Genomic DNA, 23995 nt, shown 5'->3' on the forward strand with positions numbered 1-23995 from the left:
TATAACCTAGGAGGTTCTTTAGATGACATCTGTTGTAGTTGTTGGGTCACAATGGGGCGACGAAGGGAAAGGGAAAATTACTGATTTCTTATCAGAAAATGCTGAGGTAATTGCTCGATACCAAGGAGGAAATAACGCAGGTCACACGATTAAATTCAATGATGTGACGTATAAATTGCATTTAATTCCATCTGGTATTTTCTATAAAGAAAAAACAAGCGTAATTGGTAACGGAATGGTAGTAGATCCAAAAGCACTTGTAACAGAACTTGCTTATCTACACGAACGTGGAATCGCAACTGATAATCTTCGAATTAGTAATCGTGCTCATGTCATCCTTCCTTATCATCTAAAATTAGATGAGGTTGAAGAAGATCGAAAAGGCGCTAACAAAATTGGAACAACAAAAAAGGGAATTGGCCCTGCTTATATGGACAAAGCGGCTCGTATTGGTATTCGTATGGCGGATCTGCTTGACCGTGAAGTATTTGAAGAAAAATTAACACGTAATCTTGAAGAAAAAAATCGATTGTTCGAACGTATTTATGAAACAGAAGGCTTTAAGATTGAAGATATTTTAGATGAGTATTATGAGTATGGTCAACAAGTGAAGAAATATGTATGTGACACTTCTGTTGTCCTTAACGATGCATTAGACGAAGGCCGTCGTGTTCTTTTTGAAGGTGCACAAGGCGTTATGCTTGATATCGACCAAGGTACTTATCCATTTGTTACCTCTTCTAACCCAGTGGCTGGTGGCGTAACAATTGGATCTGGTGTAGGTCCTACAAAAATCAATCACGTTGTCGGTGTTTGTAAAGCTTACACAACACGTGTTGGTGATGGTCCATTCCCAACTGAATTAAATAATGAAATTGGTCATCAAATCCGTGAAGTAGGCCGTGAATATGGAACAACAACTGGTAGACCACGTCGTGTTGGCTGGTTTGATAGTGTAGTGGTTCGTCACGCTCGTCGTGTAAGCGGAATTACGGATCTTTCTTTAAACTCAATTGACGTATTAACGGGTCTTGAAACAGTAAAGATTTGTGTTGCGTACAATTATAAAGGCGAAACGATTACAGAATATCCAGCTAACTTAAACATCCTTGCAGATTGTGAACCAGTTTACGAAGAGCTTCCAGGCTGGACAGAAGATATTACTGGATGCAAATCTCTTGATGAGCTTCCAGCTAATGCAAGACATTATTTAGAGCGTGTTTCTCAGCTTACACAGATTCCATTATCTATCTTCTCTGTAGGCCCAGACCGTAACCAAACAAACGTAGTATTTAGCCCTTGGCGATAGAATAGCGAAGCGCCACTAGGCGCTGGAGCTGGACAGAACGAAAAGCGGAGCCGACTGTCCAGCCCCGACAAGCATAAGACGAGCTCAGAAAGAAGGTGTATTTCCTTCTTACTGGGATTGGCTTATGACCTCGAGGGGCTAGGAGGCGCAGCTAGACAGATCAAAAAGCGACTATTATTAGAATGACGTACAGATGGATCACTTGCATTGTACGTCATTCCTTCTTTTATTAAATCTTTTTTTAAAAAAACTATTGCTTATTATTTAAAACCTATGATATTATAAAAAACGTCGTCACAGAAATGTATTTTTAGGACGAGCCATTAGCTCAGTTGGTAGAGCATCTGACTTTTAATCAGAGGGTCGAAGGTTCGAGTCCTTCATGGCTCACCATTTAATTTATTGATTGGCCCCTTGGTCAAGCGGTTAAGACACCGCCCTTTCACGGCGGTAACACGGGTTCGAATCCCGTAGGGGTCATCGGCACATAGTCGGTCAGTGGAGAACTGGCAAGGACGGTTTAAAGTTGATCGACTATTTTATATATGGTCCGGTAGTTCAGTTGGTTAGAATGCCTGCCTGTCACGCAGGAGGTCGCGGGTTCGAGTCCCGTCCGGACCGCCATATTTTACATAAAAAAGAATACGGCTCAGTAGCTCAGTCGGTAGAGCAAAGGACTGAAAATCCTTGTGTCGGCGGTTCGATTCCGTCCTGAGCCATCTTATTACAAAAGAGCATACGATGTATGCTCTTTTGTAATATATCTGTAATTTTACTTTATTTGCAGTGTTAAAGTTACGTTCATACATAACCTTTCTTAGACCCCAAAAAACCTGATAATATCAAGAACTTACTATACATCAAATTACATCCAAAATGAAAACCCTTCCAATCAAATTCCAATAATCGACATAAAATGACAGTTATTATACATTTATGTTACATTCTCTCCTCAACTATCCATTTAAACTACTATTTATGGTAAAGTAAAAAAGTCGAAAATTGTAATAGAATTCATTAGCTTTGTCAAAATATAAGATTGAGAGACTGTTTGTTACCGTTTAATAGGAGGATGTTTTAATGAACAATTGGAAAAAGAGCTTGTCCAACCTTACGGGCAATACAACAGCAAGAATCATTCCACAGGTGAAGAAGGTTGTTTTTACAGCTGTTGCTGTAACTGCCTTATCCTTTGGCATTTACAATACACCTATGGCAAGTAGTGGATCAGAAACAACTACAGTATATTATGTTTATTTCAATGATGAATATATTGGTACTGTATCTGATAAAAAAGTTGTCGATAAAGTAGCAAACGAAAAGCTAGAAGAGATGAAAGAAAATTTCAATGGGATTGAATTATCAACTGGCTCACAGCTTAAATACATACCTGAACAAGTTTTCCGTTCAAGTGCTAATGTAAATAATAAGCAGGTTGTAAATGAGTTAAAACAAAAGCTGACTGTTCAAGCAGACGCAGCAGCCATTAATGTTGGTGGAGAAAATGTTGTATACGTTGATAGCCAAAAAACAGCTGAAGCAGTCATCAAAAATTTAAAGCTGCAATATGTAAACGAAGATCAATTAACTGATATAGAAGCAAGAAAAAAAGATCCATCGATTGCATTACCATCACTACAAGAAAATGAAACTAGAATACTTGATTTAAAGCTTTCAAAGGAAGTATCCTTTACCGAAGCACAGGTTACACCAGATAAGTTAATGTCCCTAGAGAATGCAATTAAATTCTTGCAAACAGGAACACTTGAACAAAAGAAATACCAAGTTCAAGAAGGTGATGTTTTAGGATCGATTGCAAATGGACATGGATTAACATTACAGCAAATGGTGGAAATCAATCCTGGTTTAACAGAAGATTCAGTTCTTCAAATCGGCCAAGAAGTAAACATTACAGTCCAAGTTCCATTTTTGGAAGTGACGGTTGAAAAAGAGGCCCTTCTGAAAGAAGGCCTTCCATACACTACTGAAACAGTAGAAGATGCTAGTTTACCTAAGGGAGAAAATAGAGTAAAACAGCCTGGGACAAAATGGAGAAAGGCTAGTAACCTATAAAATTTCTGAGCAAAATGGACAAACCGTTCTTAAACAAGAGGTAGGCTCTAACATCACAGTCCAACCTGTAAAAGAGATACTCGTTAAAGGAACAAAGGTGATTCCATCCCGTGGTGACGGTTCATTAGCATGGCCGACAGTCGGTGGTTATATTTCTAGTCAAATGGGTTATCGCGACGGAAAAATGCATAAAGGAATTGATATCGCTCGACCAAGTAATCGTACGATTAAGGCGGCTGATAATGGAGTAGTTGTTTCAGCAGGTTATGATGGTGGGTATGGAAACAAAATTGTCATTGATCACCAAAACGGAATTCGTACAGTTTATGGTCACTTAGCATCAATCGGAGTTCGTACAGGACAAACGGTTGCAAAAGGGTCAAGCATTGGAGTAATGGGTTCAACTGGAGACTCTACGGGTGTTCATTTACACTTTGAAGTATACAAAAATGGTGCGCTTCAAAATCCTATTTCTTATTTACGTTAAATTTTTTTCCAATAAGTCCTTAGACTTTCGTTAGTCTATGGGCTTTTTTCTTTTAGTCTAAGGAACTTTGTTTATCTAAGTCCCTTGCTTTATATATACAGGGGAACATGGTAAATTTATATAGAAGATTGATGCATTGATAAATGTACAAAGGATAACGATAGTAAGGAAAAGGTGTTTCCACTTTAATCCATTTATAAAAGAAGAGATATGGTCTGACTATATAAAAAGGAGTAACAAAATATGGATATGAAAAAAATACTTGTTGTTGATGACGAAAAACCAATTGCAGATATTCTCCAATTTAATTTAAAAAAAGAAGGCTATGAAGTGTATTGTGCTTATGATGGAAATCAAGCACTTGAAATGGTAAATGAAATCGTTCCAGATTTAATTCTTCTAGATATTATGCTTCCGTTATTAGACGGTATGGAAGTTTGTCGAGAAGTGAGGAAAAAATATGAAATGCCCATTATTATGTTAACCGCAAAGGATTCGGAAATTGATAAAGTACTAGGTCTCGAATTTGGAGCAGATGATTATGTGACAAAGCCATTTAGCACCCGAGAATTGATTGCAAGGGTGAAAGCCAATTTGCGACGCCATGGACAAGCCAATCAGCAGGCTGAATCAGAAGGAAACACAATTACGGTTGGCGCGCTCATTATTCATCCAGATGCTTATATCGTTTCAAAGCGAGGCGAAATGATTGAATTAACTCACCGTGAATTTGAGTTGCTACATTATCTTGCTAATCATATTGGTCAGGTCATGACGAGAGAGCACTTACTCCAAACCGTGTGGGGGTATGACTATTTTGGAGACGTTCGTACTGTGGATGTAACCGTTCGACGTCTACGTGAAAAAATAGAGGATAACCCGAGTAATCCTACTTGGATCGTTACAAGAAGAGGTGTCGGGTATTATTTAAGGAATCCTGAACAGGACTAGATGCAGATGAGAAAGGTCGGTTTTTTTCGCTCCATTCATTTAAAATTTGTAATGATTTATGTCTTGCTTATCATGGTTGCAATGCAGGTCATCGGAGTTTATTTTGTAAAACAGCTTGAAGAAACGCTATTGACCAATTTTAAAACATCATTAAAAGAGCGTGTTGATCTATTAGCCTATAATGTTGAGGAAGAAATGCTTAAGGAACGTGGCAAAGAAGATCCAAAGCTTGAAGAAGACATCAAGCGTATTCTATTAGATTTTTCTTCTGCCGATGTAATTGAAGTGAGAGTCATTGAAGCTGGCAGCTTAAAGATTCTTGGGACCTCCAAGCTTAACAATCAAGAAGTAGTAGGCCAAAGGACAAATGATTTGATCGTCAAAAGGTCGTTAGTATTAGAATCAGAGCAGAGTTCTGTGCAAATCAATCCGCAATCGGGTAAGCGAATTTGGGTTCTCTCCTCCCAATTAAATCAACCGGCGGGGTTAAAGGTTCTATTTACCTAGTAGCAAAAGTAGAAAACGTGTTTACTCAAATGCAAGAAATCAATGATATTTTTATTTCTGGAACAGTGATTGCCTTAGCCATTACAGCTATTCTCGGTATCTTACTGGCACAAACGGTGGCAAAACCGATTTCCGATATGCGTAAGCATGCCCTGGCAATGGCAAGAGGGAATTTTACACGTAAGGTTAAGGTTTATGGATATGATGAAATTGGGCAGCTGGCCATTACCTTTAACAACTTAACGAAAAAAATTCAAGAAGCTCAATCAACAACAGAAGGAGAACGCAGGAAGCTTTCGTCCGTCCTATCAAATATGACCGACGGCGTTATTGCAACGGACCGGCGTGGACGAGTCATCCTTATTAATGAACCGGCTGTAAAGATGTTGAATGTTTCACGTGAAACAGTTCTCTCTCAGCCGATTGTTCCGTTGTTAGGTCTTGAGGAACAGTATAGCTTTGAAGATTTATTAGAAGAGCAAGATTCAGTTAATCTCGACTATAGTACAGAGAAGAATCATTATATTTTAAGAGCAAACTTTTCGGTAATTCAAAAAGAAACAGGGTTTGTGAATGGTTTAATTACCGTATTACACGATATTACAGAGCAAGAAAAGATTGATAAGGAGCGTCGGGAATTTGTAGCGAATGTTTCGCATGAGCTGAGGACACCATTAACAACGATGAGAAGCTATTTGGAGGCATTAGCCGAAGGTGCTTGGCAGGATGAAGAAATTGCTCCTAATTTCCTCGAAGTGACAAGAAATGAAACGGAACGAATGATCCGACTCGTAAATGATCTCCTCCAATTGTCAAAAATGGATAGTCGTGATTATCAAATTAAAAAAGAGTGGATCGATTTTGTCGTGTACTTTAATCGAATCATTGACCGTTTTGAATTATCAAAGGAACGAAATGTAAAGTTTCAACGAACACTTCCAAATCACGATATTTTTATCGAAATGGATGAAGATAAATTAACTCAAGTATTGGATAATATCATTTCAAATGCTTTAAAATACTCCCCTGAGGGTGGAGTTGTGAAATTTTCCATTGAGGAATCAGAGGATAAGATTACGGTCAGCATTTCCGACCAAGGAGTAGGAATTCCTAAAGCAGACCTTGAAAAAATATTTGATCGGTTTTATCGTGTGGATAAAGCAAGGTCAAGAAAACTTGGTGGAACTGGTTTAGGACTCGCGATTGCGAAGGAAGTGGTAAATGCACATGGTGGAGATATATGGGCCTCAAGCGTGGAAGGAAAGGGAACAACGATTGCCTTTACTCTTCCCTACAACCATTCTTATGAGGATGACTGGTCATGACATATGAAAATATAAAATCGGTAATTTTAACAATACTAGTAGTGACAAGTGCAGTGTTGACATGGAATTTATGGACTTACCAGCCAAATTATGCGACGATGGAAAATTCCAATACGGTCCAAGAGGTTGTTTTGAGTGATCAGCGGGAATTAGATGAATTGATTCAACCGGATAAGATTATTTATCATGTTAAAGACTCTCATTTTGGGACAACCAATAACGACGAAATTAATGAGGCTTTAAAGGAAGTAACAAGCTGGAATTTCTTTGATTTAGAAAATATTACTGAAGATATCAATCTATTACCAAATTTTGTTCATAGCAAAGGAAATGTCGAAATTATTTTCCCTGATGCTGTACCAATTGAACTTTATAAAAATGTGATTCACATCGAAGATAATAAAGTGCCAAAATTTGAGTTCAACCGGATCGTCATTGATGTCGATAATAACACAAAAGATGTCGGCAACATCTATTTTGTATATTACGGAAATGCAAAAGAGCAAAAGGTGTACTCAGCCCATATCAAGGCCGAAGAATTAAACAAGTTTGAGCACCAGTTCTATCGGGTTGCCAATCAGTTAGACCCTTATTTTGCTTATGAAGTAACTGAAAACCGGACGATTTTTTTACCTGAAAACAAAACAAAAATGATCCATGCACAATATTTTTTAGATCAATTAGATCCTGAACAATTCAAGGATGCACTCTTTAATGACCCTAGCTATGTACAAAGAAATGATGAAGATAATATTGTTGAGTACATCGATGATTCAAGCATGCTGACTGTGAATAATGAATCATTGCTGCTCTCCTATGTTAATCCTGCTGAGGCGCGAGATCAAATGGATAGCGAGAGCAATTTACTGAAAAACAGTATTGATTTCGTCAATGAACATGGTGGATGGACAGGTCTTTTTCGGTATTCATCTATGAATGAAGATAATCAGGAAGTGACATTTCGCCTTTATGATCGCTCTGGCTTTCCTATTTTTAATGATAAAGGCTTATCGCAAATTGTCCAGGTTTGGGGGAGAATGATATTTATAAATATAACTCTCCAACCTTTTCATTAGATATTCCATTAACGACTGAAACAATGGAAATGGATCTACCTTCGGGTACAGAGGTCCTTGAATTTTTGAAGAAAAAACGAGGTTTTAAGCCTGAATTACTAAAGGATATTGTAATCGGCTATAAAATGATTCGGAATTCAGATGAACCTCAGCTGATCGAGCTTGAGCCATCCTGGTATTATCATTATGGAAACTCATGGGTTCAAATTGAACCGGAGGAGCTAGGAGGTAAAACGCATGGATTGGAGTAAAATCAAAACCATCTTTATCATTACCTTCCTTGCCTTGGATATTTATTTATTGTATGAGTTTTTCAAATTACGAGATGCCAATAAGTATGAATTTATTACTGAGACCTCATTTGAGGAGAATTTAGCAGCTGATGATATTGAATACGTAACATTGCCAAAAGCTGAAGGGAAAGAAACGTATGTAAGTGCAAAGCCGAAACTATTTAAAAATGAGGCATTGTCCAAAATTAAGGGAGTTCATTTCACGATTATTGATGAAACGGTTTTACAGGGAGTGCTAGAAGACTCTGTTAAATTAGGGAAGGATTTCCAAATATCGGAGCTAAATGCCTTTGTTAATGGGAAGGTTTTGAATGGCGATCAATATCAATATTTTAGTCAGGATAGTCAGGAGAAGAGTGTGACCTTCTATCAACAATTCAAAAATAAAACCATTTATAATAATATAAATGGTAGGCTAATACTTCATCTTAATGATGAGAATGAGATTATGTCATATACACAGACTTATTTGGAAGAGATTGAATCGTTGCAGGAGAGCCAGGACGTATTACCACCAATAAAAGCAATTGAAACGCTATATGATAACGGCCTGCTACAACCAAAGAGTAAAATTACAAAGGTTGAACTCGGGTTGCATACACTTGTGCAGTTAACCGCTTCTCAATTGTTAACACCAACGTGGCGATTTGTAGTGGATGACAAAGAAGACCTATATGTAAATGCATTTGAAGGACAAATCATCCAAATGGATGAAACAAAAGAAAAAAATGTTGTGGAGTGAGGTTAATGTCTTTGCATTTTAGTGTACTTGCTAGTGGAAGTACAGGAAATGCGACCTATGTGGAGACGGAGGAACATTCATTTTTAATAGATGCAGGCTTTAGTGGCAAGCAAATGGAAGGTTTATTTTCGCAAATTGACCGAAAAATGGAGAATTTATCCGGGATACTAGTAACGCATGAACATAGTGATCATATTAAAGGAATTGGTGTATTAGCCAGAAAGTATAAATTGCCAGTTTATGCGAATGAAAAAACATGGAAGGCAATGGATGGCTTGGTTGGAGAGATTCCCGTCGAACAAAAATTTGTTTTCGGAATGGAAACGGTAAAAAGCTTTGGAGCACTTCAAATTGAATCGTTTGGTGTTTCTCATGATGCCGCGGAGCCAATGTTTTATGTTTTTCATCATACAGATAAAAAACTGGTCTTAATAACCGATACAGGCTATGTTAGTGATCGAGTTAAAGGAATCATCTCGAATGCAGATACGTATGTTTTTGAGAGCAACCATGATGTGCAAATGCTCAGAATGGGACGCTACCCGTGGAATATAAAACGACGAATCTTAAGTGATGTAGGGCATGTTTCCAATGAAGATGCTGCCCTGGCCATGAGTGAGGTAGCTGGTGATAAGACAAAAGGCTTTTATTTAGCCCATTTAAGCTTAGATAATAATATGAAGGATTTAGCTAGAATGTCTGTTACCCAAACGTTGGAATCAAGAGGGATCATTGTCGGAGAACAATTCCATATATATGACACCGATCCTAAAATACCAACAGCTCTAACCTCGGTATAAGGGTGATGAATGGGAACAAAATATTACTAATTTTTTACAAAGTGGCCAATTAGTCCAAAAGATTGCTTTATAAAGACTCTGTTTTATAGATATATTAATTCAATTTAGTATAATGATGAGTAGAAAATCTAGACTTCTTCAATCTCTTGTAAGAAAGGATGGGTGTCTATTAATGGGATACTATGATCAAGATAACGAAAGCCGATATAGTCCGCAAAAGAGAAGTAAAAGTGGCGTTATAATTGCTAGTATTGTTGGTGGAATTCTTGGAGCGATGCTTGTCATTATTTCACTTCCTCAATTAACGGACCTTGGCGTACTTCCTTATGAAAGAACAACTCAGGACAACACTCAAGGGAATGAAAACACAAATAAGCAAGCTACATCTGGGGATGAAAAAAATGTATCAGTGGATGTGACGTCACAAATTACGGCGGCTGTCCAAAAAGCTGGTGATGCAGTTGTGGCTATCTCAAATCTGCAGGAAAGTGGATTTTGGTCGGATGGTGCTAGTCAGGAAGCAGGGACAGGTTCTGGTGTCATTTATAAAATTGATGGCGATAAAGCATTTGTCGTTACCAATCACCATGTCGTTGAAGGTGCAAAAGAGCTTGAGGTAACGCTCTCTGATGGGACAAAGGTTACGGCAAAGCTTCGTGGTTCCGATATTTGGACAGACTTAGCAGTGCTTGAAATTGAATCAAAAAATGTAAAAACAGTAGCAGAGTTTGGGGATTCGGATAATCTTCAAGTTGGAGAACCGGCGATTGCGATTGGAAATCCGTTAGGTGCCACTTTCTCTGGCTCGGTTACCCAAGGAATTATTTCCGGACTCGAACGGACAATTCCAATTGATATTAATCAGGATGGAATTGAGGATTGGCAGGCAGAAGTCGTACAAACTGATGCGGCGATTAACCCAGGAAACAGTGGTGGTGCATTGGTGAATATCGATGGACAGCTGATTGGCATAAATTCAATGAAAATTGCTGAAAACGCGGTAGAAGGAATTGGCCTTGCGATTCCAATCAATTATGCGGCTCCTATTATTGAAGATTTAGAGCAGGATGGAGAAGTGAAACGCCCGTATATGGGAGTTGAGCTTCAATCTGTAACAGAGGTTGCCAAATACTATCAAGAAGAAGCGTTAAAGCTACCGAAGGATATTACCTATGGAGTAGCGCTTCGTCAGGTAGTACCTAATTCTCCAGCAGATCAAGCTGGCTTGAAAGAGCTTGATGTCATTGTTGAAATGGATGGAGAAAAAATTGAAGATGTAATCGACCTTCGTAAACATCTATACAATAAAAAGAAGATTGGCGAACAAATGAAGATTAAGTTCTATCGTAATGGAGAGCTTAAAGAAACAAAGCTCAAGCTTGGCAGTGAGTCATAGTAAACTTTGATGGTTAAGGGAAAAGCAGAAGGCTCTTGTATTATTGAGCTTTCTGCTTTTTTATTTTGGCCTTGTTAAGGAACATTGTTGATTTTTGAGCACTAGTGGTGGACAATTAAATTGTTGTGGATAATTGAAGGGACAAAAAATACATATTTAAGATGTGGATAACAAGGAAATAGTAATGAATAAATAGGATGTGGATAAACATGGAGGGATTAAAAAATATGATCTATTGCTGCGAGGAGCACGTTGAATTGGCACTAGATGTGATCGTTGATGACTATGTCACAGCGCCAAAATTAGAGAAAATAACCGATCCAGAAAAGATATCAACAGGGTGTGAATATTGTCGAAACCTGGCTGCATATGTTGTGGCGAACAGCTGATCCCATACAACATGTGGATAGAAAATGTGGGTATGTGGATAACTCCTGTGGATATCTTGTTTGTAAACTGTTTGTAAAGCGGGGATAAGTGTGAATATCTTAATTATTACGGTTGGAAAATTGAAAGAAAAATATTTAAAACAGGGTATTGATGAATTCGTAAAGCGAATGTCTGGCGATGCGAAGCTTGAAATCATTGAGGTAGCGGATGAAAAGGCTCCAGAAGAACTAAGTGCAGCTGAAATGGAGCAGGTAAAGCAAAAAGAGGGCGAACGAATCCTTAGTAAAATTAGTCAGGATACTCATGTGATCGCCTTAGCGATTAACGGTAAGATGAAATCATCAGAGGAGCTTGCTGATGATTTAGATAAACTAGCAACCTACGGGAAGAGTAAAATTGCATTCGTCATCGGTGGTTCTCTAGGCTTAAGTGGTGAGGTATTAAAACGCGCGAACGATAAACTATCGTTTTCGAAAATGACCTTCCCCCATCAGATGATGAGACTGATCTTAGTCGAGCAAGTTTATCGAGCGTTTCGGATTAATCGGGGTGAACCGTACCACAAGTGATAGTAAAGCGGAAAGTTCAGTTAGTTATTAAAGGCTAAGATAATTTATTCAGGTTAAGACAATAATAAGGACAAATTGATTGAGAATTTTAAAATTAGGCTAAACGAATGAAAAAATATGACAAAAAAATGTCAATATATTCCTCGCTAAGTGACATTTAAAAATATTATGTGTAAAATAAGAATATATTATAATGACTTTGAAAAGGAGGGATGGCTATGCTACAATATAAGATTTTTTTAGTTTTTGAAATGGAAAAAACTATGAAATTGTTAGAGGATATTTTTGGTGAAGAAATTCTTATATTTGAAAATAATATTGTAGCCATCCCTTATGATTATGGAAAAAGAGGTTATAGATATGTCTTAGAAAAGGTAAAGGATTTGGACGTTAAACAATTTATTGTGACTCCTTTTAATTTTCTTAAGTTTTTGGAACTATCAATATCAAATAATTATCACATTAATGATATTTCATTTATCGAATCTCTTCCACATGAAGAACAGGAATTTATAAACGAATATAAACAAAAATTAAATAAAACAATAAATTACCTGGATAAAAGTTTAATTATGGATAATTTATTTAAAGAGCTTGAATGGCTTTCATCTGATGAAAGCGTTGATATAAAATCTATTAGTGTTAGGTGTAAAAACCAAGATTCACAATTACTATTTGAAATTGAACTATATAATAATGGGGTACTACTTGTTGGAGATATATCTATTATCGAAAAAGCAAAAGAATTAATAAATTATATAAATGATTAATGGAGTATTGAAATGGATATATTATTCAAATTTCGAAAAAGAATTGTAAAGTGGGTTACTATTAGTAGTCCACTTTTAGCTTTATTTGCTATTTATTTTTTAAATTTCCATCCTTTAAATTATTTCAAAGACATATTAAATCCCAAGTTTTTTGAAAATATTACGACAGAAAAAACGGAAGTAATTATTAATCAAGCAATAATTACCTTATTGATAAATGTATTAATGGAACTATTCAGGTATTTCGGGACATTTAGTATTAAAGCTTTAAATAATGATAGAAGAAACACAACTTACTTACCAATTGGTACTACTCAAAAGCTAAAAAAAGTATTTTTTGAAGTAAAGTTCGATTATAGGAATAGATTATTTAAATATATTTTTACAAAATTAGGTGGATTGAATCTGTTCATTTGGATTCCACATTGGATTACAATAAAATTAGAGAATGAGGGGAATTTTCCAGACAGTACTATTGATAAATCCAATATAAAATTTATTTCCGTATCTTTAGAGAAGGCAATTGGTGATAAAGAAGTAGAGGGGAATATTTATATAAATGCAGTGGTTTTATCCGGTGCAGTATCTCTAATAGAGGGTAATATTATTACAGAAATCCGTCCAGCAACGACAAATGCTTTTTTTAAAGCCTTGTGTTTTTTATTAATATTCTTATGTTTTGAGTTAGAGGATAATAAACATAAGGTAATTTCTTCTAGAGGATAATAAAAAATTTATAGAGGTGTGAATATTGAATACATTTTCGATGTGGGAATTTAGGGATTTACACAATTTAGATACAACTCAAGCACTATTGAATAATAACCGTTTTATTGAAAATATTGTTGATTGGAATGATAATCCACTTTCCTCTTCAATTCAGGAAATTGATGGGTTTAATCTATTAAACCCTGAAACCATAGAATTTAATGGTAGAGAAATTAGGTACATATATTTTAATTGTATAACTGAAAGAGCTAGGAAAGAAGAATATTGGTATGATCTTGATGGACATCTTAAACCCAGGGATGAAAGAGTAAAACCATACTCTGCTTCAGTAATATTATTGGAATACAATAATTCTGTTAAAGGTATTGTATTTAAAGGGGTAGGCTTAGCAAGAACAATACTAAATGACTGTTTACCAGCAAATATATATGGTGATCGAAGTATTACTAATCTTCCTATAACTGAGGATTTATTATATTGGATTTTTAAGAGATACATTGATTTACGTCAAACACCACTTTCAAATAGACACAATATGTATGTAACTGCATTAAAAAGTTTTGCGGGAAAAACAAGAGATAACGTTAATGCTATGAGAGGAATGGGCAACCGTATTTCAACAATTTTGGGTACTCTTGCCTTTTTATTTAATAATGAAAATTTAAAGGCGGTTCGTCCTCAATTACAGTATAATGGCGAACTATTACTAATTGAAATTACCTTAACAGGGACTTGTAGAATATGGGAGGAAGAATACCAAGGCAGATGGTTATTTGAGGATAGGAATCTAGTAAATATACTATCTATGTATACTTATTTAGTCTTAATTCCTACACTAATTTCTTGCTATCAAGAGAATTTAAATAGAGGATTATGGTCTCCTCAATTGAAATTGGAGTTCCTTCAAAGCTTAGGTAATGAAATTAAGGATCAAGTAGATGAAGAATTGGGAAGGCTACAAATTGAAATTGTTGAGGAAAATGATGATATACAGGAAGAAGAGTATTTAGACATGTTCGATGTCGAAGAAGATGAAGATATGGAAAACTAATATAAAAAGAGAAAAGCATATACTTTGTAGGTGCTTTTCTTTTTTTTTTTTAATAAATATACAGAGTTCCCTCCGATTATAAAAAATACGAGAAGTTTTTAAAAAGGTAAAATAGAATTATTTGTAGAATCTTGTAATTATATGGATGTTTGGGGGGTATCAATGAAATTATTAAGGTTAATATTAGTGTTTACGATATTATTAGTAGGTTGTGAGAATACTAGTTTGAGTTCTGAAGATCAAACACTTCATTCCAAAGCTATTCCTAAAGATGAAACTAGTAATAAAGATATTCGCTTAGGTGTGTCAGGTGTGGAAATAAGTAGTTTTATTAAGGATTGTGAATTCTTTGGGTTAAAAAAGCTTAAACCAGATAAGGGTTTTTTCGTTAATTTGGCTGCCCCAGGATTTTCTATCCAACTTGGAGGAGAAAGTCCAGATAATGTCACGGGTGCTATATCTGATATTTCAAATTTAAACGAAAATTTTTATATGGGTAAAGGAACAATAGTTAGTTTTATTGGTTTGCTATTCAATGAGGAAGATAAATTTGAAGCAACGAAATGGCTTGATAAGCAATTTGTAGACGCTGAACTAAGTGTAAGAAAAGGATTAAAGCCCTCAGAAAGTGAATTTAGGGCTGAAAATATTGTTATAACTTTCTTTCCCCCAACTTCCTTAGATGATCTTAACGCTACTGTTGCAATCTATGCTGATGATAAGATTTCCAAGAGTAATAATAACACTATTATTGAGAAGAATAACTCGACATCCAAAAAGGAAGGTTATGGATTCGGATATAATAAGGAAAATGTTACAGGAAACCCTGATGATATTAATTATTTAGATGAATATGGAGTTTCTAAACTGGCTAGAGCTTCTGGCAATGGAGATGTTGAACTCGTAAAGGAATTATTAAGTAAGGGTGCTGACCCTAATTTACGAAAAGATACTGGAGAACCTCCCTTATTATGGGCCGTTCGTTCAAGCAAAGATTCTGTAGTAAAATTATTGTTAAAAGCAGGAGCAGACCCTAACTTTGTGAATGATGAAGGCATTACTCCGTTAACTATAGCAAAAGAAGATGGAGCTAATGTTATTATAAAATATTTATTAGAGTATGGAGCAAAAGAAGAGGCGGTGAAAAAATGAAGGAAAATCATAAGCCTTTGGGAAGGAGATATTGGGAGAGATATGTAAAATTGGACTGTTACCAGAAAAGTGAAAAGGTACTAGTGATAAATATCGGAGCTGATGACCCAATATCATTGGATCGTTTAGAAGGCTTAGAATTTGCCAGTAAAATTGCTAAAAGAAAAAAATTTAATGCTTTATTAGAAATAGAGGATGACATTAGGCTATACGGCCAAAATAATTTAGCTGAAAGAAGATTCCTATTTACCAAAGTGGATTATAAAGAGGCGAGAATATGAAGCTCACACCTGAAGAACGGGAGAAGTTGATAAAAGGAGTTCCTGTTGAACATTTGGAGGATAAAGATACTAGTTGGGAAGCTGGACTTGATAAGGATGATTGCCTGGAACGTATTTATCCTGATGTAAGTAAGAAATGAATCAAATCGAAAGATAATGTGTAAAGATTAATACAGTTTTTTTCTGAATAGTAATCCAGAAGGATTGATAAAAATACTGGAAGAGCATACATTATTAATCAACAGAAGCGAATTATTATTTAATTTATTTAATACCGTTTAATTAGAACGAAAAAATCCTAAAAATGACGAAGCGAAGCGGAGTCCTCCGAGCAAAGCGAGGAGAAATAATAATATGGCATCTGAGAAATTTTAGAAGGCTCTGTAATATTTAAAAGGATTTCTAAAAGTCAATTATTCTAGTTAGTTAATAGTTATCTTCAGGGGGTCACTGGTGGCCTTAAAACTAATAATAAATATTTATTTATATAAAATACTAAACCTCCTCTTATGATGATATAAAAGAAGAGGTTCTTTAATTCTATTTTTATCCTTTTAGTGAGTGAAATTTCGTATAATTTACTTGTGTATTGTGGTATTTGTCGATGTAGGAGTTGGCATATACCACATTTTCCTTTTCTAGACCTTCTATAGCCTTTTCTGCTTCCTCTTCGTATAGAACTACTGGTTTTTTTAGTCCTTGACTCGGAGAATATGCCTTTACTCCCTGTAGCCTTTGGTCATCTAAATTCTTTGTCATATACGCCGCAACATATTGCCCTATGTTGGATGTACTAATAGAAGTGCTAGTCTCCTTATACTTTTTTGCCTCCTTAATAGCCTTTATAGTGACGGAACCATTTCCCCACCATTCGTAATGGTTATTTTTAATATTATAATCATTTGATAATTTCCCTTCATTAATCCACTCTATAGCTTTCTCTCGTGAAACTGGAACAACAGGAAACTTGGCAATTAAGTGAAAATGAATAGCTCCTCTATTATTTTCGTCTTGAAATTCAATTACTGAAATGTATTTTAATTTGTTGTAATGATTTCGAAGCTTACGAAGATACTTCTTTAACTCTTTATTTGCTCGTTTGGTATCAGTTAAATCTGGTATTGAACCATCTCGAAAGGTTAAAGTAATAAATTTTATTGGATCGTAATTCTGTCCAGAAAAATTGATGTTAATTAATCGAATTAAATCGTTCCTAGCTTCCTTATTCCTTCTATCTCGATATTCCTTTGAACGGGGAGTAATCCCCGATTTTCCTAATTTCCTACCTCCTTTGACCTTACATGTATGTCCATATGAAATAGGTTTTTCATGGTTGTAAAACTCTATATGACTTCCCGTTATAATCGCTTTTTTATTATAAAATTTGGACGCCATGCCCATCCCCCTCTTTTTCATTTATCTAAAATGTCATAGAAGGGGTCTTGTCATTTTATATGGAAAAAATTTTTTATAAATCTTTTTTGAAACTAGATGTCGAAAAGTGTCGAATGAAAAGTTAATAATTTTGAGAGTGAAAAATATAGGTTCTTCCTTTTATTAGTATAAAGGGGGTATCAAATGAGAAGAGGAAAAAGTAGAGCTTTAATGACATAAATAAAAAATTGGAAGGATGGAACTAAATTGATATTAAAATTATCAAATGAAAAAGGGCAACAAGCAAATTTTGCTATAACTAGGTTTCCGAAAATGGATTAACGGTTTTAGTATTTTCTAAGGATATAGAAATCCTTGAGGATAGAAAAGTTTTAAATATGACTTTTGCAGTAGCAGATTACAAGATGAATACTAGAAAACTTAATACTCGAAAACGGAATAAAGGGATAGGCGGAATCTATTTTCATGAATATTTAAAGTGTTTTGCAAGGGAATTCCATTTTGTCTCTAATGATTACTATGGACCTAATTTATTGCCTACAGGATATGATGAAACTCAAGTGAATTGGGCGAAAGGGTACTTAACAACGGAATCATTTGAAATTCCACATATATGGTGTATCTAAATTGGTTTTAAAAAATATTACATTTAAAACTTTAAACTTTTAAAAAAAGAAATTTTCTTGCTATAGCCCTTATAATTAATAGCCTTTTCTCAATTAAAAGTTTTAAAAGACTGTTAATTAGTTATTTTAAAAGTTTCTATCCAAAACGGTGTTTGAACTCAGATAGAAAAGAATTATGATTAACTTGTAAAATAAATCACAAATTTTACCAACCGTTTTTAATCTGTTACGAAAATTAGAATTACCGTTACGGGAGGGAAAAAAGGTGAACGTGATAGGGTATATAAGGGTTTCTACGCTAGGACAAGTAAAGGATGGTTATAGCCTTTCTTATCAAAAAGATGAAATTAAATTGTATTGCAAGAAACAAGGATGGAATTTACTAGAGATTTTTATTGACGCTGGAATAAGCGGTGCAAAAGTTGATGAAGAAGCCTTGGAAGTGGAAAGAGAAGGTTTTCAGGATATGCTAACGGAAATTTCCACTACTAAGGTGGATTATGTAGTGGTATTAAATACTAACCGCTTATGGCGGTCAGATATCGTTAAAGTGCTTGTTCATCGGGAGCTAAAAAAGTACGGAGTAGATGTGAAAAGTATAGAGCAACCGAATTATAGCATTAATAAAAAGGATCCAAACGACTTTTTAGTAAATGGCTTAATGGAATTGCTAGACGAGTATCAGCGTATGGAAATAGCTATGAAATTAGGTCGTGGAAGAAATATGAAAGCTAAGCAAGGAAAATACGCAGGTGGAAGAGCTGCCTTTGGTTATAAGGCTAAAAAAGGGCAAAAGTTCCTTGAGGTAAACCATGAGGAATCGCTTGTGATTAAACGGTTATTTGAACTAAAAAGTAATTTCCCTAAATGGTCTTTATCTCAACTAGCTTCTCAATTAAATTCTGAGGGATATTTTACCCAACAAAATAAACGGTTTACTAAAGTCCAAGTAAAAAGGATATTAGACCGTAAAGATTTTTACGAAGGTATTTATAGTTACGGTGAAATAAAGGCTAAAGGGGTACATGAGCCAATTCTAAAAAAAATTAACATCTAAGGAGAGAGTTACATGAGTGCGGAGGTAAATAAAAATAGCGATGAACGAAATCTATTAATTCCTTCTGTTAAAGAAACGAAAAAGAAAGAACTAATTAGCTTGTTGGCTAGTTTAATAAGGAACTATGTAAATAATGAAATAGGAAAGGAAGGCAAGGAATATGAGCCAACTACCGCTTAAAGTGGCTATATATACAAGGGTTTCTACTGAAGAGCAAGCTAAAGAAGGCTTTTCCTTAAAGGCTCAAGAGGATATCTTGAGAAAGTACGCTGAAAGTAAAAACTTTGAGGTTTACGATATTTATTGTGATGACGGATATTCAGGTAAAAACTATGAACGACCAGAAATTCAGAGGTTATTTAAACACCTATATGAGGGGAAGTTTCAAGCGATTCTAGTAAAAAGGGTTGATAGGATTTCGAGAAGGCTAAGTGATATTTCTAAACTACAAGATGAGGTCTTATTGCCGAATAACTGCCGATTATTGATAAGTGATAATAATTTAGATAGCTCTACCCTTGACGGGAAAATGTTTATAAATCTCATTGGAACTTTTGCTGAATATGAGCGTGGAATGATAATTAATCGGGTAAAGACTGGCATGGAGAAAAGAGCAGAACAAGGCTATTGGAACGGTGGTATCGTATTAGGATACGATAACATTAATAAGCAATTAGTGATTAATAAAGAGGAAGCATTTCTAATCAAAAGAATTTTTGAGCTGAGAGCGGATGGAAACGGATATAAATTTATTGCTAAAACTATAAATGAAGAAGGATATAGGTCAAAGAAGGGAAAGCTATTCAGCATTTGCACGATTAAAACGATATTAGAAAACGAAGTCTATATAGGGAAATGTAGATGGGGCAAGAGGAGGGATTGGAATACTAAGAGAAGAAAAGGGGTTACTAAGGAATATTTATTAGTCGAGGGAAAGCATGAAGCAATAATTCCTCTCGATTTATGGGCTAAAGCCCAAGCCGTTAATAATACAAATAAGGAAAGTGTATCAAAGAATCGTAATTTTCATGGTAGTTTTATTCTATCGGGAATCCTGCGTTGCCCCGCTTGCGGGGCAGGAACCGTAATGAGTAAGACGAAGAAAAGGGATGGTAGTGGATATCACTTATACTATATGTGCCAAGCATTCGCAAGTAAAGGGTTAAAGGCATGTAGGTCAAACCTAATTAATAAAGAGAATATAGAAAAAAAGGTGCTTCAAAAAATCAAGGAACTACTAAGCGATATGACGATTGTAGATGAGGTACTAAATAAGATTGAACGGCAAAATAAACTGGAAGAAAGCTCTATTAAAAAATCAATGCTTTTGAATAATAAAAGCCTTGATAAGAAAAAGGCCCATTTAGAGAAGCTAACCAATGATTACTTTTCCGAAAAGCTTAGTGCGGAAACTTATAGTATGCTTGCCGAATCACTCCAAAAGGATTTAGCTGACTTAGAGGAGAAAAGGAAAGGCATAGAAAGGGATTTTGAGGATTTGCAATTCGAAACGATTATTACCAAAGAAGTCGTTTACCAAGCTCTAGAAAACTTTGATAGTCTATATAAAACCGCAACAAATGAGGAAAAGAAACTATTAGTAAGAGCAATTATTAAAAAAATAGAAGTCGAGCAGAACCGAAAGGAAATCAAGCATATTACCTTTTGGTTTGATTATGATGACGCTTTACTACTTAGTAAAACAGGGGGAACCGTACCATAAATAGATAGACGTTAATCCAATAACAGTTCTCTTTTGAAGTGCAAAAAGTGAAAAAACAGGTTACATAACTTTTGAAAAAGCATGGCAATTCATAAAGGAATTCGCCATGCTTTTTTAGTTGTTTTTTGCTTACGATGTAGAACACCCGCCTTGCTCTCTTGACTTATTTTATATCCATTTCCATTTGAACATCTATCAGTGTAATTTCATTGGTCTGATTTAAAGCATTTTTTAATACTTGTTCAAACTCATTCAATTGTTTTGGTCTAACTCCTTTTATTCCAAAGCTTTCAGCAAGCTGCACAAAGTCAGGGTTTCCAAAAGCCGTACCAAAGCTATTACCGAATTTCTCTTGCATCATTTGTTCCTCTAATTTTAAGGTTGAATTATTTAATACAATGATAATAAATGACAATCCAATTCGTTTGGCTGTCTCTAACTCGGAAATATTCATTAAAGCTCCTCCATCCCCAGTAATACAGATAACTGAAGCGTCCTGGCATGCTAATTTGGCTCCAATAGAACCAGGCAAAGCAATACCCATTGAGGCTAATCCATTTGAGATGATAAGACGTCCAGCCTGTTTTGGTTGATAGGTACGGGCAATAGAGAACTTGTGAGCACCTACATCAGAAATCACAATAGTCTTTTCCGTAGAAAGTTTTTCAGTAATGGTTAAGATATTCTCGATCGTAAGTGAAAGATTTACATTCACATCTATATCAATTTGATAAGCAGTCCTAATCCGTTCCTTTAGATTCCCAATCGGAACCCATGGTTTAGATGGAATACCCAGTTCATTAAGTGTCTGAAGAGTCTCATATAAATCACCAACTAATTCTCTCTTCACGGGATAGTGTTCATCCATTTCGGCTGGCAGTGGATTGATATGTAAAATGGGGTTCATTTTTTTATTCCAATCCTTAGGAGGACTTTCAACAAAATCAAATCCAATAACAATTAATAAATCAGATTGCTCTATCATTGGTAATACTTCATCCTTCTTCTTAAAACCAAATGTAAAATAATTTAGTGGATGGTTTTTGGGTAAAACTCCTTTTGCCATAAAACTATGGATAACAGGTGCTTTTAGGTTCTCTACAAAAGTGAGGAGCACAGACATAGCTTCCTGCCTGATCGCCCCGTTCCCCACTATGACAAGTGGCCTTTGGCTTTGACCTATTAATGTTCGAGCATTCTCTATAGCTTGTGAAATAGGAGTACTTTTTGGAATAGGTAATACTGGTAATGGTTGGGTTGGAATCATTTGCGGTGCAAGGTTTTCTGGTAATTCAATTAAAACAGCACCTGGCTTTTCCATTTGTGCTACTCTAAATGCCTTACGAATGATTTTTGATATGGTTTGGGAATCCTTAATTTGAACGCTCCACTTGGTAGCAGGTTCAAATATTTTAACTATATCTAAATATTGATGAGATTCCTGATGCTGTCTATCAACAGCTGCTTGACCTGTAATAGCTATAACCGGAGAATGATCCAAATTTGCGCTTGCTATTCCTGTCAAAAGGTTAGTGGCCCCAGGCCCTAATGTCGCTAGGCAAATTCCAACCTTTTTTGTTAATCTACCATAAACATCTGCCATAAATGCTGCACCTTGTTCATGACGTACATTTATGAATTGAATTTGTTTAGATTTTGACAATGAATCAACTAGGTCAAGAGTTTCCTTCCCCATGATACCAAAAACATACTCAACTCCCTCATTTTCTAAGCACTGAACAAGTAAATCTGTTGCTTTCATAGTATGCCCCTTTACAAATTGTATTTTCTCTAGTTTCCCCCTTAAATTAATAAAAAAACCACAATTTTCCTATGTATTTAGAGGATTAGCCCTTAAGTAGCTTGCTAGAATTAGAAAAAAGGGAAATGGCAAAAGAATTCATTTATGATAAGGCCAATCGTATAGAACGGCTTTTTTGATGGCGTTGTTCTAATTTATAAAGGGTGAATATTGATTGATAAATTTCTTTTGGGATATTTGGTAAAACTGCTGGTATAGTTGGTGGGTGACCCGTACTATAAGCAAATGAGTTTTTTTGTTTTTTAAACAATTGAAGCCGAAAATGGACAAGTTACGAATAGAAACTTGTCCATTTTTGGCTTGTATAAAATTCTTGCTGATGACGAATAGAACGATAAGTTTTTAGTCGTTAACGTAAAGATTATTTTACGTCCATTAGCAATAAAGGATTAGTTATGCAAAGTAAGAATGGCTGCAACTCCGGCATGGTCAGAAGGCCAAAGTGCCGTTGATGTACGATCCTCTTGCTCTTCTCCAATAACTTTTACTTTTTTAACACTGAAATTACCTCGAAAGAGAATTAAGTCTATTCTAACAAATAGCTGTGAGATCAAATTTAATAAATCAGCATCCTGGCAACATGTTAATCCGTCGCCTTTTCCTGCAATCCTCCATGCGTCATTAAATCCAGCATGAATAAAATTGTTGTAAGCAATGCCAGTGCCGTCAGAAGGAGAGTTGAAATCACCAATGAATACTAAAGGAAGTTCAGTAGCAGCTGGGCCCGTTAGAAGTTCTTCTGCTTGAGCGAGATGTACTTGAAGTGAAGCGGGGTCTGAAAAAGGTTGTAAATGAGTATTAACAAGTCTAAATTTCATTCCGAATAAATTTACATCAACAGACGCCCATCCACTGATGATCGGTACAGACTGACCTCCAACTGGAACGGGTAACCTAGCTTGAAAATTCTTTGATTGAATATTTGAGAACCTTAAACCTGGTTTTTTTTGTACCAAAATCACATCCCGATCTAGAAATCGAACATTGAACCTGGTGCTACTTGGTACCGTCACATCAGTATTTCTAGTTTCTGCTAATACTTGATAATGCAATCCTCTTTTTTCTAACTCCTTAAGAAGGATGGAAATAAAATCATATTCTACTACTACTTTAGAATTATGAGGTAACAGAAGTTCCCATATAGCTGCTTCTTGAAGACCTATTATGTCTGGTTTTTTTCTAGCAATTTGATCAGCAATAGCCTTAGCCCGTACCGGAAAATTTGTTGCTTGGAACTGTCTAAAAATTTCTGTGACACGTTGTGGAAGTTCCGTTGAAGTGGTTCCTAATCCAGGCGTTAAGTCTGCTCCAAAATAGATATTCCATGTCATGATTGTTATATTTTTATGTGAAGACAATACAATTCACCTCCTTTTTTCATGTTTATATATATGTAGATTTCGGCTTTGTGCTTGTATGATCGTCCATTACTAATAGTCATAATAATTCAGTTATCATAAATAGAGAAAGT

Annotated in this window: 22 protein-coding genes, 4 tRNA genes and 2 pseudogenes; 25 read left to right on the top strand and 3 right to left on the bottom strand. The window is 35.5% G+C overall.

The genetic code is table 11. The features are described from left to right. Positions 1-22: 22 nt before the first annotated feature. From RGF10_RS01045 to RGF10_RS01145, 21 genes and pseudogenes are all read left to right on the top strand, one after another. Positions 23-1309, top strand: a complete 1287-nt coding sequence (locus RGF10_RS01045; RefSeq protein ID WP_318506499.1) for an adenylosuccinate synthase — start codon at positions 23-25, stop codon at positions 1307-1309. A gap of 317 nt (positions 1310-1626) precedes the next feature. Next, positions 1627-1702, top strand: a tRNA-Lys gene (locus RGF10_RS01050). Between the two features lie 15 nt (positions 1703-1717). After that, positions 1718-1789: transfer RNA gene (locus RGF10_RS01055), tRNA-Glu, on the top strand. Positions 1790-1856: 67 nt separating this feature from the next. Beyond that, positions 1857-1933, top strand: a tRNA-Asp gene (locus tag RGF10_RS01060). Between the two features lie 22 nt (positions 1934-1955). Then, positions 1956-2028 (top strand) — tRNA-Phe (locus RGF10_RS01065). 361 nt (positions 2029-2389) lie between these two features. Next, positions 2390-3382, top strand: a complete 993-nt coding sequence (locus tag RGF10_RS01070) for a LysM peptidoglycan-binding domain-containing protein (protein WP_318506500.1) — start codon at positions 2390-2392, stop codon at positions 3380-3382. Positions 3383-3479: 97 nt separating this feature from the next. Continuing rightward, positions 3480-3869: a M23 family metallopeptidase gene (locus RGF10_RS01075; protein WP_318506501.1), complete on the top strand. Its 390-nt coding sequence runs from the start codon at positions 3480-3482 to the stop codon at positions 3867-3869. A gap of 249 nt (positions 3870-4118) precedes the next feature. Continuing rightward, positions 4119-4820 carry a response regulator YycF gene (gene yycF / locus RGF10_RS01080; RefSeq protein WP_412176708.1) on the top strand — a complete coding sequence of 234 codons (702 nt, stop codon included), beginning with the start codon at positions 4119-4121 and terminating at the stop codon, positions 4818-4820. A gap of 6 nt (positions 4821-4826) precedes the next feature. Continuing rightward, positions 4827-6652, top strand: a pseudogene (gene walK, locus RGF10_RS01085) (cell wall metabolism sensor histidine kinase WalK). Beyond that, a pseudogene (locus RGF10_RS01090) lies at positions 6649-7979 on the top strand (YycH family regulatory protein). The pseudogenes walK and RGF10_RS01090 overlap by 4 nt, the downstream one beginning before the upstream one ends. Then, on the top strand, positions 7966-8763 hold the full coding sequence (locus tag RGF10_RS01095; RefSeq protein ID WP_318506505.1) for a two-component system regulatory protein YycI: 798 nt from the start codon (positions 7966-7968) through the stop codon (positions 8761-8763). The pseudogene RGF10_RS01090 and the gene RGF10_RS01095 overlap by 14 nt, the downstream one beginning before the upstream one ends. Before the next feature lie 5 nt (positions 8764-8768). Beyond that, positions 8769-9563, top strand: coding sequence for an MBL fold metallo-hydrolase (locus RGF10_RS01100; RefSeq protein ID WP_318506507.1), 795 nt, complete (start codon positions 8769-8771; stop codon positions 9561-9563). 172 nt (positions 9564-9735) lie between these two features. After that, positions 9736-10959 (top strand): S1C family serine protease, encoded by a 1224-nt coding sequence (locus tag RGF10_RS01105; protein WP_318506509.1) that lies wholly within the window; start codon positions 9736-9738, stop codon positions 10957-10959. Between the two features lie 227 nt (positions 10960-11186). After that, positions 11187-11348 carry a CxxH/CxxC protein gene (locus RGF10_RS01110; RefSeq protein WP_318509284.1) on the top strand — a complete coding sequence of 54 codons (162 nt, stop codon included), beginning with the start codon at positions 11187-11189 and terminating at the stop codon, positions 11346-11348. A gap of 90 nt (positions 11349-11438) precedes the next feature. Beyond that, on the top strand, positions 11439-11918 hold the full coding sequence (rlmH, locus tag RGF10_RS01115) for a 23S rRNA (pseudouridine(1915)-N(3))-methyltransferase RlmH (RefSeq protein WP_318506511.1): 480 nt from the start codon (positions 11439-11441) through the stop codon (positions 11916-11918). Positions 11919-12136: 218 nt separating this feature from the next. Next, complete coding sequence (locus tag RGF10_RS01120) at positions 12137-12688, top strand: hypothetical protein (RefSeq protein WP_318506513.1); 552 nt, start codon at positions 12137-12139, stop codon at positions 12686-12688. A gap of 12 nt (positions 12689-12700) precedes the next feature. Further along, on the top strand, positions 12701-13414 hold the full coding sequence (locus tag RGF10_RS01125; RefSeq protein WP_318506515.1) for a hypothetical protein: 714 nt from the start codon (positions 12701-12703) through the stop codon (positions 13412-13414). A 25-nt stretch (positions 13415-13439) separates the two neighbouring features. Further along, positions 13440-14468, top strand: a complete 1029-nt coding sequence (locus RGF10_RS01130; RefSeq protein WP_318506517.1) for a hypothetical protein — start codon at positions 13440-13442, stop codon at positions 14466-14468. Positions 14469-14630: 162 nt separating this feature from the next. Then, positions 14631-15620, top strand: a complete 990-nt coding sequence (locus RGF10_RS01135; RefSeq protein WP_318506518.1) for an ankyrin repeat domain-containing protein — start codon at positions 14631-14633, stop codon at positions 15618-15620. Further along, positions 15617-15901, top strand: a complete 285-nt coding sequence (locus RGF10_RS01140) for a hypothetical protein (protein WP_318506520.1) — start codon at positions 15617-15619, stop codon at positions 15899-15901. The genes RGF10_RS01135 and RGF10_RS01140 overlap by 4 nt, the downstream gene beginning before the upstream one ends. Next, positions 15898-16041 (top strand): hypothetical protein, encoded by a 144-nt coding sequence (locus tag RGF10_RS01145; RefSeq protein WP_318506523.1) that lies wholly within the window; start codon positions 15898-15900, stop codon positions 16039-16041. The genes RGF10_RS01140 and RGF10_RS01145 overlap by 4 nt, the downstream gene beginning before the upstream one ends. A gap of 406 nt (positions 16042-16447) precedes the next feature. On the opposite strand, the gene RGF10_RS01150 is transcribed toward RGF10_RS01145, so the two are convergent. Further along, entirely contained in the window at positions 16448-17296 is an 849-nt protein-coding gene (locus RGF10_RS01150; RefSeq protein ID WP_318506525.1) for a rolling circle replication-associated protein, read from the bottom strand. 404 nt (positions 17297-17700) lie between these two features. Here RGF10_RS01150 and RGF10_RS01155 point away from each other — a divergent pair, with 404 nt between their 5' ends. From RGF10_RS01155 to RGF10_RS01170, 4 genes are all read left to right on the top strand, one after another. After that, positions 17701-17922, top strand: a complete 222-nt coding sequence (locus tag RGF10_RS01155) for a hypothetical protein (protein WP_318506527.1) — start codon at positions 17701-17703, stop codon at positions 17920-17922. A gap of 265 nt (positions 17923-18187) precedes the next feature. Continuing rightward, complete coding sequence (locus RGF10_RS01160) at positions 18188-18979, top strand: recombinase family protein (RefSeq protein ID WP_318506529.1); 792 nt, start codon at positions 18188-18190, stop codon at positions 18977-18979. A gap of 12 nt (positions 18980-18991) precedes the next feature. Continuing rightward, entirely contained in the window at positions 18992-19159 is a 168-nt protein-coding gene (locus RGF10_RS01165; protein WP_318506531.1) for a hypothetical protein, read from the top strand. Then, positions 19140-20702: a recombinase family protein gene (locus tag RGF10_RS01170; RefSeq protein WP_318506533.1), complete on the top strand. Its 1563-nt coding sequence runs from the start codon at positions 19140-19142 to the stop codon at positions 20700-20702. The genes RGF10_RS01165 and RGF10_RS01170 overlap by 20 nt, the downstream gene beginning before the upstream one ends. Before the next feature lie 163 nt (positions 20703-20865). Here RGF10_RS01170 and RGF10_RS01175 read toward each other — a convergent pair whose 3' ends face one another. After that, complete coding sequence (locus RGF10_RS01175; protein WP_318506535.1) at positions 20866-22464, bottom strand: acetolactate synthase large subunit; 1599 nt, start codon at positions 22462-22464, stop codon at positions 20866-20868. 449 nt (positions 22465-22913) lie between these two features. Beyond that, positions 22914-23882, bottom strand: a complete 969-nt coding sequence (locus tag RGF10_RS01180; protein ID WP_318506537.1) for an endonuclease/exonuclease/phosphatase family protein — start codon at positions 23880-23882, stop codon at positions 22914-22916. Positions 23883-23995 lie beyond the last annotated feature (113 nt).

Origin of the sequence: Bacillus sp. T3 (assembly GCF_033449965.1) — a bacterium.
Lineage (GTDB): Bacteria > Bacillota > Bacilli > Bacillales > Cytobacillaceae > Bacillus_BU.

What these genes read in the sequence shown, in the direction of transcription:
- RGF10_RS01045 (WP_318506499.1), top strand. Translation starts at nt 23, where the DNA reads ATGACATCTGTTGTAGTTGTTGGGTCACAATGGGGCGACGAAGGGAAA.
- RGF10_RS01070 (WP_318506500.1), top strand. Translation starts at nt 2,390, where the DNA reads ATGAACAATTGGAAAAAGAGCTTGTCCAACCTTACGGGCAATACAACA.
- yycF (WP_412176708.1), top strand. Translation starts at nt 4,119, where the DNA reads ATGAAAAAAATACTTGTTGTTGATGACGAAAAACCAATTGCAGATATT.
- RGF10_RS01095 (WP_318506505.1), top strand. Translation starts at nt 7,966, where the DNA reads ATGGATTGGAGTAAAATCAAAACCATCTTTATCATTACCTTCCTTGCC.
- RGF10_RS01100 (WP_318506507.1), top strand. Translation starts at nt 8,769, where the DNA reads ATGTCTTTGCATTTTAGTGTACTTGCTAGTGGAAGTACAGGAAATGCG.
- RGF10_RS01105 (WP_318506509.1), top strand. Translation starts at nt 9,736, where the DNA reads ATGGGATACTATGATCAAGATAACGAAAGCCGATATAGTCCGCAAAAG.
- RGF10_RS01110 (WP_318509284.1), top strand. Translation starts at nt 11,187, where the DNA reads ATGATCTATTGCTGCGAGGAGCACGTTGAATTGGCACTAGATGTGATC.
- RGF10_RS01120 (WP_318506513.1), top strand. Translation starts at nt 12,137, where the DNA reads ATGCTACAATATAAGATTTTTTTAGTTTTTGAAATGGAAAAAACTATG.
- RGF10_RS01125 (WP_318506515.1), top strand. Translation starts at nt 12,701, where the DNA reads ATGGATATATTATTCAAATTTCGAAAAAGAATTGTAAAGTGGGTTACT.
- RGF10_RS01135 (WP_318506518.1), top strand. Translation starts at nt 14,631, where the DNA reads ATGAAATTATTAAGGTTAATATTAGTGTTTACGATATTATTAGTAGGT.
- RGF10_RS01140 (WP_318506520.1), top strand. Translation starts at nt 15,617, where the DNA reads ATGAAGGAAAATCATAAGCCTTTGGGAAGGAGATATTGGGAGAGATAT.
- RGF10_RS01145 (WP_318506523.1), top strand. Translation starts at nt 15,898, where the DNA reads ATGAAGCTCACACCTGAAGAACGGGAGAAGTTGATAAAAGGAGTTCCT.
- RGF10_RS01150 (WP_318506525.1), bottom strand. Translation starts at nt 17,296, where the DNA reads ATGGCGTCCAAATTTTATAATAAAAAAGCGATTATAACGGGAAGTCAT.
- RGF10_RS01155 (WP_318506527.1), top strand. Translation starts at nt 17,701, where the DNA reads ATGAATACTAGAAAACTTAATACTCGAAAACGGAATAAAGGGATAGGC.
- RGF10_RS01165 (WP_318506531.1), top strand. Translation starts at nt 18,992, where the DNA reads ATGAGTGCGGAGGTAAATAAAAATAGCGATGAACGAAATCTATTAATT.
- RGF10_RS01170 (WP_318506533.1), top strand. Translation starts at nt 19,140, where the DNA reads ATGAGCCAACTACCGCTTAAAGTGGCTATATATACAAGGGTTTCTACT.
- RGF10_RS01175 (WP_318506535.1), bottom strand. Translation starts at nt 22,464, where the DNA reads ATGAAAGCAACAGATTTACTTGTTCAGTGCTTAGAAAATGAGGGAGTT.